This is a genomic window from Streptomyces mexicanus, assembly GCF_902506575.1.
GTDB lineage: Bacteria > Actinomycetota > Actinomycetes > Streptomycetales > Streptomycetaceae > Streptomyces > Streptomyces mexicanus.
Map to the genome: position 1 here is coordinate 1 of NZ_LR732654.1, position 3,792 is coordinate 3,792.

A 3,792-nucleotide genomic window follows, 5' to 3' on the forward strand; every position below is an offset into this window, starting at 1 on the left:
ACAGGGAGGGGCGGCAGGAGGAAAAGTGAATCATCCGACGTAATGATCTCGGGTGAGGTCACTACGATCAGAGCGCAAGACAACCGTTCGACCGGTTCGACGACGCGCGCCGGTCGGGGTCGCCGATGCCAGGGTCCGCTCCCCGGGCTGCGGTGATCTTCCTGTCCAGGAGGACCTATCCGCATGTTCCGACGCATAGGGAACGCTGTCGTCCGACATCCCGTCTGGACGATCGTGGCATGGCTCATCGCCGCGGTGGCGATCGTGGCCACCGCGCCGAGCCTGCCCTCGAACAGTGACGAGAGCAGTTTCCTGCCCAAGAGTTACGAGTCCATCAAGGCGGCGGATCTCCAGCAGAAGGCGTTCCCCAGCGCCTTCACGCCGTCCGCCATCGCGCTCTACCAGCGTACCGACGGCGGCAGGTTGACCGCCGCCGACCAGCAGGACGTCGCCCGGATCACCACCGAGCTGGGCAAGAAACACATCGACCAGGTGCAGAAGGTCGTCCCCGGCCAGCCGTCCAAGGACGGCAGGTACACCCTGACCCTGGTGCAGATGGACAGCAAGAAGGCCGGTCAGCCCGAACAGGCCGACGCGGTCAAGGTGTTGCGCGAGGACGTCAAGGAGCTGGCCAAGGGCACGCACCTCGACGTCAAGGTCGGCGGGTCCGCCGCGCAGGCCCTGGACCAGCAGGACTCCTCCAAGCGCGGCCAGGCCCTGATCGGCTTCGGCACCTTCGTGATCATTCTGGTGACCCTGCTGATCATCTTCCGGGCTCCGATCCTGGCCGTGCTCCCCCTGATCCTGATCGGCCTGGTCTCCGCCGTCGCCAACGGCCTGATCGCGTACGCGACGAAGCTGTTCGGGCTGGAGGCCAACAGCTCGATCTCCTCGATCCTGATCGTCGTGCTGTTCGGCGTGGGCACGGACTACTTCCTGTTCCTGATGTTCCGCTACCGCGAACGCCTGCGTGCCGGCGACGAGCCCAAGCAGGCCATGATCAACGCGGTGGACCGGGTGGGCGAGGCGATCGCCTCGGCAGCCGGAGCGGTCATCATCGCCTTCCTCGCGCTGGTGCTCTCCACGCTCGGCTTCCTCAAGCAGATGGGCCCGGCGCTCGCCATCGCGGTCGCCGCCACCCTGGTCGCGGGCCTGACCCTGATCCCGGCCGTGGTCTCGCTGATCGGCCCGAAGGTGTTCTGGCCGTCCAAGTCCTGGCAGCGGGAGCCGGACAACGCCCGTTTCGCCGCCCTGGGCCGCGGAGTGCAGCGCCGCCCGGCGCTGACCGCCGTGGTGTCCGGCCTGGTCCTGCTCGTGCTGTCGGCCGGAGCGCTCGGCTTCAAGGCCACCTTCGACCTGGCGTCGGGCTCCATGCCCAAGACGAAGGAGTCCATGGTCGTCCAGGACGAGATGCAAAAGGCGTACTCCGCGGGCGCCGCCGCCCCCACGGACGTCTACCTCTCCAGCACCGACGGCAAGCCGCTCGACAAGGCCGCCTTCGACGCGTACGCGAAGAAGCTGGGCGCGGTCGACGGGGTCGCCGCCGCCCGGCTGACCCAGGTGAACAAGGACGGCACCACCGCCGACTTCACCGTCACGCTCCGGTACGAGGCCGCGACGGACAAGGCGATCGACACCGTGGGCAGGGTGCGCGACGTCGCGCACGCCGACGCCCCGGACGGCACCGAAGCCGTCGTCGGCGGCATGTCGTCGATCTACAAGGACATCGACGCCGCGGTCAATCACGACTACCGGACGGTCTTCCCCGTCGCGGCCGTCCTGATCATGGTGATCCTGGGGCTGCTGCTGCGCAGCGTGGTCGCCCCCTGGTACCTGATCGTCTCGGTGTGCCTCGGCTTCGGCGCCACCCTGGGCGCGACGGTGTGGATCTTCCAGGAGGGGCAGGGCCACTCCGGTCTGATGTTCATGCTCCCGGTGATCATGTACCTGTTCGTGGTCGCCATCGGCACCGACTACAACATCCTCATGGTCGCCCGCCTGCGGGAGGAGGCCCGGGAGGGCCACGAGCCGCGCGAGGCCGCCGGCATGGCCCTGCGGCACGCCGGGCCGACCGTGGCCGCGGCCGGTTTCATCCTCGCGGCGACCTTCGCCACGATGATGCTCGCGGGCAACTCGCTGCTGACGGAGATGGGTTTCGCGGTGTCCTTCGGCATCGCGGTCGCCGCCTTCGTCATGGCGATGTTCTTCACCCCGAGCCTGACCGCCCTGATCGGCCATGCCGCCTGGTGGCCCGGACACGGGGACCGGGCGGCACGGACGGTGCCGGCGGGCACCGCCGGCACCGGGACGATCCCCGAGCAGCGGGACGGAACCGCCCACGACCCGTCGGGACGCCGCGGCTGAGGTCCCTCCGGCGCTCCGGGCCGCGGGTCCTCGCCGCACCTGACGACCCGGGTGAGCCGGGCGGACCGGGTGCCTGACGGACGCGAACGCGGAACCGGAAGCCGACCCGGGGGGGGCTCCCCCCGTGTTCGAGCCGAGTCGAGAGCTCGGGGGAGCCGGCGACCGACGGCACCGCGACGGGGCGCACCCCTCACGCCGTCCCGGACGGGGACTGCGTGAGGGTGCGCCTGGCAAGGGTGTGCCGGTGCCGGAGGACGGCTCGCCGGCAGGTTCGGCAGGAGTGTGCGGGGTGGCCCGGCCGGTAGCGGCGCCGAGGAATAGCCGCGGGTGCGGCCTCGGTTGGCGTACGCATGGCGACGATCACTCCGCGGCCCGAGGTGCTGCGCTACACAGCCTTCTCCAGCGATCCGGACGGCGGCAACCCGGCAGGGGTGGTGCTCGATGCCACCGGGCTGGAGGACGACGAGATGCTGGCGATCGCCGCCGGCCTCGGGTATTCGGAGTCCGCGTTCCTGACCGCTCCTCCCCAGGGCCTCGGCGGCGCCGAGGGGCGGGCCTACACCATCCGCTACTTCAGCCCCAAGGCCGAGGTGCCGTTCTGCGGGCACGCCACCGTCGCGACCGCCGTCGCCCTCGCGGAGCGGACAGGCCCCGGACAACTGGTGTTCGCCACACGCGCCGGTACCGTGCCGGTGGAGGTGACCGAGGAGGGCGGGACGCTCCGGGCCACCCTCACCAGCGTCGAGCCGTACGTCGCGGACCTCGCCGAGGCCGATCTCGCCGAGGCACTGGCCGCGCTCGACTGGCCGGACACCGATCTGGACCCGGCCTTCCCGCCCCGTATCGCCTTCGCCGGTGCCCGCCACCTCGTGCTGGCGGCGGCGACCCGGGAGCGCCTGGCCGAACTCGCCTACGACTTCACCCGCCTCGAAGCCCTGATGCGGCGCTTGGACCTCACCACGGTCCAGTTGGTGTGGCGGGAGTCGGCCGCCGTCTTCCACGTCCGCGACCCGTTCCCCGTCGGCGGTGTCGTCGAGGACCCGGTCACGGGGGCCGCGGCCGCCGCGTTCGGCGCGTACGCCCGCGAGTTCGGGCTGGTCCCCGAGGACGCCGTCCTGACCCTGTACCAGGGCGAGGATCTGGGCCGCCCCGGCGAGATCGCGGTCACGCTGCGCGCGGGTGACCCGCGGGTCCGCGTCAGCGGCACGGCCACGCGCATCGGCTGAGCCCGTCCGGGCAGAAGCCGACGACACCTGCGGCCGGAACCGGCCTGCACGGGCGGTCGCCACGGTCCCGGCCGGTCGAGGGCGGCCGGTGGCCCTCGGTGAAGGAGCGCCGCGGCCGGGCGGCATCCGGCGGTGGGTCGCGGCACCGGGGCAGCCGGTGAGCTGCCGCTCATGACGGACGGCAGGGGGCCGGCCTCCGACG

At 71.4% G+C, this 3,792-nt stretch carries 2 protein-coding genes; both read left to right on the forward strand.

Going from position 1 to position 3,792, the window contains the following annotated elements; translation table 11 throughout:
* Positions 1-183: 183 nt before the first annotated feature.
* Positions 184-2,364, forward strand: a complete 2,181-nt coding sequence (locus GV126_RS34330) for an MMPL family transporter (RefSeq protein ID WP_159675178.1) — start codon at positions 184-186, stop codon at positions 2,362-2,364.
* Between the two features lie 350 nt (positions 2,365-2,714).
* Positions 2,715-3,590 (forward strand): PhzF family phenazine biosynthesis protein, encoded by an 876-nt coding sequence (locus GV126_RS34335; protein WP_159675180.1) that lies wholly within the window; start codon positions 2,715-2,717, stop codon positions 3,588-3,590.
* The last annotated feature ends 202 nt before the right edge of the window (positions 3,591-3,792 follow it).

Excerpts from the sequence above, each read along its gene's own strand:
- GV126_RS34330 (WP_159675178.1), top strand. The coding sequence starts at position 184 with ATGTTCCGACGCATAGGGAACGCTGTCGTCCGACATCCCGTCTGGACG.
- GV126_RS34335 (WP_159675180.1), top strand. The coding sequence starts at position 2,715 with ATGGCGACGATCACTCCGCGGCCCGAGGTGCTGCGCTACACAGCCTTC.